General features: G+C 52.0%; 4 protein-coding genes and 2 pseudogenes. 3 read left to right on the forward strand and 3 right to left on the reverse strand.

The window, feature by feature from the left end; translation table 11 throughout:
* Nucleotides 1-1,293, reverse strand: a 1,293-nt coding sequence (locus tag E0F99_RS28465) for a ShlB/FhaC/HecB family hemolysin secretion/activation protein (RefSeq protein WP_130909078.1), incomplete at its 3' end; no start/stop codon positions are given.
* 472 nt (nt 1,294-1,765) lie between these two features.
* On the opposite strand from E0F99_RS28465, the pseudogene E0F99_RS28470 reads away from it, so the two are divergent.
* Nucleotides 1,766-2,091: pseudogene (locus tag E0F99_RS28470) on the forward strand (DUF6124 family protein).
* A gap of 141 nt (nt 2,092-2,232) precedes the next feature.
* On the opposite strand, the gene E0F99_RS28475 reads toward E0F99_RS28470, so the two are convergent.
* The gene (locus E0F99_RS28475; RefSeq protein WP_130909080.1) at nt 2,233-3,201 is read right to left on the reverse strand and encodes a hypothetical protein; all 969 of its coding nucleotides are present in this window, start codon (nt 3,199-3,201) and stop codon (nt 2,233-2,235) included.
* Nucleotides 3,191-4,678, reverse strand: coding sequence for an AAA family ATPase (locus tag E0F99_RS28480; protein ID WP_083357666.1), 1,488 nt, complete (start codon nt 4,676-4,678; stop codon nt 3,191-3,193). The genes E0F99_RS28475 and E0F99_RS28480 overlap by 11 nt, the downstream gene beginning before the upstream one ends.
* Before the next feature lie 542 nt (nt 4,679-5,220).
* Here E0F99_RS28480 and E0F99_RS28485 point away from each other — a divergent pair.
* On the forward strand, nt 5,221-5,553 hold the full coding sequence (locus E0F99_RS28485; protein WP_083357665.1) for a DUF6124 family protein: 333 nt from the start codon (nt 5,221-5,223) through the stop codon (nt 5,551-5,553).
* Between the two features lie 75 nt (nt 5,554-5,628).
* Nucleotides 5,629-5,805 (forward strand): annotated as a pseudogene (locus E0F99_RS28490) (IS256 family transposase); the annotation flags it as partial.

Raw genomic sequence — 5,805 nt, forward strand, 5'->3', positions numbered from 1 at the left:
TTTGAACGGGTACAGGTAGCTCACCGTCGCGGTGTATTTGCGGTAGCGCGCATCGGCCTGGCCGGGCTTGGGGTCGTGATTGGCCTGGGCGTCAAACGCGCCGATGCCGTCCTGCATGCCCAGGTCGATGTTGAGGAACGAGTTGCCGATCCGCCGACCATGGTTGATGCCGAACTGGGCTTCGCTGAGGCGGTTGCTGCTCAGCGCGAGCTTGCTGTCTTCGATGAAGTTGTTGGTGCGCAGGTAAGCCACGCCGGTGCTCAGGGAGGTTTTGCTCAGGGCGTCGCGATGGATCACACGCTCCAGGCGCAGTTGGTGGTTCTGGCTGTCGCCGGTCTGCTTGAACGTGAAATTATTCGCCTGGGCCTGGGAGCGGTATTCACTCTCGTTGTAGCTGTAGGTGAGGGTCCACCAGCCGAACGGCAGGCTGTAATTGAGCATCGAATTGCGTGAGGTTTTCTGGTGATCGCTGATCGCATCATGGCCGCCGCGCAGCGACAGTTGGTCGGCCAGGCCGAGAGGATTATCCCAATCCAGACTCGCGCCCCACTGCTGCTCGCCGGTGCTGCGCTGGCCGCCGTTGTGCCGCGACAGCCCGACGCGCCAGGGCTTCTGCGGGGTGTTTTTGACCAGCACATCACTGCCGCCCACGGCCTTGCCCGGCGCCAGTTCCATCTGCGCCTGGTTCGACGGCAGGCGGTTGAGTTGGTCGACCATCTGCTCGATTTCGCGCAGGTTGAGCAACTCGCCGGTTTTGCCGGGGAAACTCATCGCCAACTGGCGGTCGGTGATGCCGCTGCCTTCGGCGCCTTTCAGACTTTCGAGTTTGCCTTCGACCACTTGGAGCTTGAGGTTGCCGCTGGAAAGGTCCTGTTGCGGCAGGTAGGCGCGGCTGGTGACCAGCCCTTTAGCGAGGTAGCGGTCGGTGATGACCTTGAGCACTTCATTGAGCTGCGGCACGCCCAGGCATTGGCCGATGTAGGGCCTGATCAGCGCGGCGCGCTCGCCTTCGGGCAGCGCGTCGGCGCCGGAGAGTTCGATGGTTTTGATCGGGAAGCAACGGGTATCCACGGGCGTGGTCGGCGTTGCAGGCGCGGCGGATTTGCCGGGCAGGTCCTTGAGGTCTTCGAGGCGCTTTTGCTGCTCTTCGAGCAGGCGGTCCTGGCGGTCGCGAATCAGATCGGTGATGCCCGGGGAGTTTTGCGGCGGCGCGGCGTGTGCCACGCCGGGAAAGCCCAGGCAAAAAAAAGCGGACAACAGGGTGAGCCTGGTCCGACGTTCCAAACGCCACATCTCTAGATCCCTCTATATGGCACTGAGCCACTAATTGGCGGCGATAATAGGGTGGCGAAATGATGGCGTCAATTAAATGTACAAAACTGTGTCAGGCCTGATGCAGAGGTAAAGGGTAATGAGGACATGCCCTACAACAAGCCCTGAAACAGCAAAGTCCGAGGCGACAGCGCCTTGCTCCCTTGCCTACGCTTGCGTCAGAATCCGCCGGCTTGTGCGCTGGGGTGGGCGTCTCTAAGGTTGCTCGGTCGCTGAACACTCAGTGATCGGGTTTAGTAGCCCTAGGGTCAATTACACTTAGTGCATGAGCTTCATCTATCAGACGTTCCTGTCTGTGCCTGATGGTGGCTGTGCGTAGGGCGCCTTCGGGTGCGCCGGCTTTGTGTAATTCCCCGGTCTACTAACCTGCGTACAGCTGCCACCCTTCTTGTGTAGTAGCGAAAGGGTGTCGGCCCCATTCAGGAATTACATCATGTTCAAAATAACGCCTAACCCTCCAAACGAGCTGACCTGAAACTCAATCAGGCTGCGCATCGCGCGATTGATCGCTATCTCAACTCAGAATCGGACCTACCTTCGCCACCGCCAGGTTTGTTCAGCGTTGCCGCCGACGCCAGCAACGAAACACTGATCACCAACAGCTACGAAACCTTTTCCTCGGTGACCGCCTTGCTGCTTGACCTGTCGGAGGACCTGACCGGGAAACAGCGCGATGTGGCGCTGGCGATTCACCAGTTGAGTGAGTTGGGGGTTTTGTTGATGGATAGGTTGATGGAGCGGGAGGCGGCCTGCGGCTGACGGTTACCGCCCACACTTACACCACTGCCAGAATGCCGAGTCGTAGCGAGTCAGCTATAACGACTCGGCGCTTTCATTTTTTTGGGGGGCATTTGCTTGACGAAGAGCATACAACGCGTAACAAGGCAGACCGCTCGCCGCCTACACGAGTGGCAACCCATAATTCCTGGCAATATCAATCTTCAACTTACCCAAGTAACTGTTTTTATAGCTATCCCCTTTCGGATCAAAACCCAGGCTATCCCTTTGAAGTATATTCAATGCAGAAAATGACTCATCCAACATTGCCGCTCTAGATTGATGGCCACGCATAGTCCTAGCCAAATAATAGGCATCACCAACGAAAACACGATATCTATCATACAATTGAAACGTGTGTATGGAAGACACAGCCTTTGCCTGCCCGCCGCGCACCCGAAGTTTTAGAACATATTTTTCCGGTGGCATCTCCAGCGCCAAATAGTCAATATGATTGTTAACCCCTGACGCTAGCGGAACCAGAGAGAAACTTATAACCTCTTCATCAGATAGAGGGTGCAAATGAGGTGTAGTAGAAAAATCTACCGCCCCCTTCATCTGAGGCCCATTGCATTTCTTACAGCTCGGAATAAAATTGCCGAGGGTGAGTGCCAAAAAGGGATACCTGGATTGTGAATAGTAATGATCCAAATCCGGACGGTAAGACTTAGCACCTACTTTAAGCGGCGGCTTAGTATCAATAGGTGCAAATTGGCAATAAGGGCAAAACTTATAAGGACACAGCGCGCAAAGCTGATAAGCATGCCATCCATTAATCGCGGGCGCCGTCATTGGCTTTTTGGAAAAAGCATCGTAATCAAAAATCTCTTTGAGTAGCTCACAGGCAATTGCCCTTGTGATGGGTCCAGGGAAAACCATATGGAATGCCTCAATTGCCGAGGGCAAAGGCCCCGGAGAACTGGACAATATTGTTTTAAAGTTCGCTATCAAAAAACCAACTAATAATTGCCTAATGGGCGAACCATAAGACTTAGCATTAAGCTCTTGAATACCCTTTATGAGTAGTGCCTTCAAAAAAACGTTATGAGGTACGACGGCCAACCGCCAAGCATCGGAAATATTAATTATCATTACTACCCTCCTCCCACATCACTCCGTCGCCCTCCAACTCTCTAAGTATAGCTTTTCTAATTCCGACGTCACCTATCTTTTCTATAATTCTCTTATCTTCATCCGTCACCCGATGATGCAACACTCTTTCATAGACCCCATTTATTAAATCAGCAGAAAATTTACCGATCGAACTGGAATCAAAGGCGCCCCTTATGACGTTTTCTATTGGCGATGCAAATGTATTTATTGGATTAACACCAGCATCTAAATTCATCACGAATGAATCAGGCAAATCTGCGGCGACGATTGGCGAATGCGTGGCGAGCACAACTTGTAATGCATCAAGCTCAAACCTTAACCGCAGATCACCCAAGTAGTCATTGAGCAATGAAATATACTTCCTCTGCCAATCGAGGTGTAAATAAGCATCGCCCTCATCCAGCAACAGTATCACTCTCTTGCTGCCGGAAGATGATAAGCGGTGGACCGCGCGCTCAATAAGCGAAAACTGTTCGATTAACGCTTGCAAGCCCGAACTTAACATCGACCACCTTATTTTAATCAAGGTTTCGCCGTGCCTGACAAACCCCACATCTTCTTGAGAGGCTATACTGAAAGAGTAAGAAAACTCATCGACATCGTAATCTGGCGAAAAGGAAAATTTAGCACTCACAGCTCGTGCATTATTGACCAGCTCAACCAAATCGAGAATCACAGACTCATGAAAACTCTCACCATTGTAAAAACAAATCCCGGCCTTGCTGAGGAGTGCATCGGCCGCGAGCGCTCCATATTTTTTCTTTTTCCTTGTTACGTATTCCAGCGCGGAAAGATATTGAATCTTCTCAATAGGATCATTGAAAAATTCGCTTAAAAGTTTCTGTAATCTATCCACTACCAAAAACAAACTGTCTTTAACTTTCGCCTGATGCGCGGCAATTGATCCCTGAATGGCGCCTTCCGACCTTAACACCTTGTACTCGTTAGCACGTTCTTTAAGAACCGGATCAACCACCTCGTCAGAGGAGATCAGCCGAGGAACTAAAACGTCACGCAACACGTAATTCGAATATGAGACATACGCGGTCAACGCTGTAGAAATACCCAGCGAATAAGCAACGCTAACAAAATGTTCAACATCCCCAACACTGTCAATTCCATACTTCCCAGGAGAGGCATCTACAAATTTACGATTCGCCGGCAGTTTCCTGCTGTATGGGAGCGCAGAAAAATATATAACGCCAAGCCCATCGAGTGAATTAGCCGCTACAGCATTTATCACACCATCGTGATCTACATATACAATATCACCCTGTTCTAAATTGTCGGTGAGTTTTTCGATCAACTCTAACAACAGCCGGGTTTTTCCCGCTCCATTTCTCCCAAGGATCAAATTTAAAGAGTCAACTTTAAATATTTTTCCAAACCCCAATCTCTCGGGAGATGAGAGATCCAGATGAATGTCCCCCACCCTTACCCCAACGATTAATTCCATTTCTTTTCCCTTAAGCCGACCTACATCGCGAGCGTCTAAATTTATCTATATCCAAGTACACTATCCCAGAAAGTAGCACATTGCCACCTCCTCAAAGTGAGTCATTACCGTAAAGGGTAAGGGACGGATTTATTTACACCCTTTAGCACGATGAGACGTACGTGGCCGACTCTATTGTTTTGCAGGCATGAGGACATGTCCTACAACCAACCCTGAAACAGCAAAGTCCGAGGCGACAGCGCCTTGCTCCGTTGCCTACGGTTAAGTCAGAATCCGCTGGCTTGTGCGCTTGGGTGGGCGTCTCTAAGGTTGCTCGGTCGCTGAAAACTCAGTGATCGGGTTTAGTAGCCTGGGGTTATTCCAGTCAGTGCATAAGCTTCATCTGTCGGACGGTCTAGTCCGTGCTTGATGGTGGCTGTGTGCAGGGCGTCCTCGGGCGCGCCGGCTTTCTTGGAATTCCCCGGTCTACTAACCTGCGCACAGCTGCCACCCCTTTGTTTAGTAGCTCAGAGGTGGCGGCCCTAAAGTGGGAAATTCCAAGCATGTTCAAAATAACGCCTAACCCTCCAAACGAGCCGGACCTGAAACTCAATCAGGCTGCGCATCGCGCGATTGATCGCTATCTCAACTCAGAATCTGACCCACCTTCGCCACCGCCAGGTTTGTTCAGCGTTGCCGCCGACGCCAGCAACGAAACACTGATCACCAACAGCTACGAAACCTTTTCCTCGGTGACCGCCTTGCTGCTTGACCTGTCGGAGGACCTGACCGGGAAACAACGCGATGTGGCGCTGGCGATTCACCAGTTGAGTGAGTTGGGGGTTTTGTTGATGGACAGGTTGATGGAGCGGGAGGCGGCTGTAGCGGGTAGTTAGCGTTCAACGGTATGACCGGGCGCGGGACTGTCATAAATTTTGTGTTCGGGCATAACATGTTGAAGAGGTGCATGTATGCCAACCACAAAGAAACCGGCCCGCAGGGCCCAGCGTGACCTTCCAGCCATTCCAAAAGAGCTGATCGACCAGTTCGTCAGCGGCCCGATGAGTGCCGAAGCCATTCAGGATGCGTCGATGGCGTTCAAAAAGGCCTTGATCGAGCGAGCCCTTGGTGCCGAGCTGGGCCACCAC

This window comes from Pseudomonas antarctica (assembly GCF_900624995.1).
Taxonomy (GTDB): Bacteria; Pseudomonadota; Gammaproteobacteria; order Pseudomonadales; family Pseudomonadaceae; genus Aquipseudomonas; species Aquipseudomonas antarctica.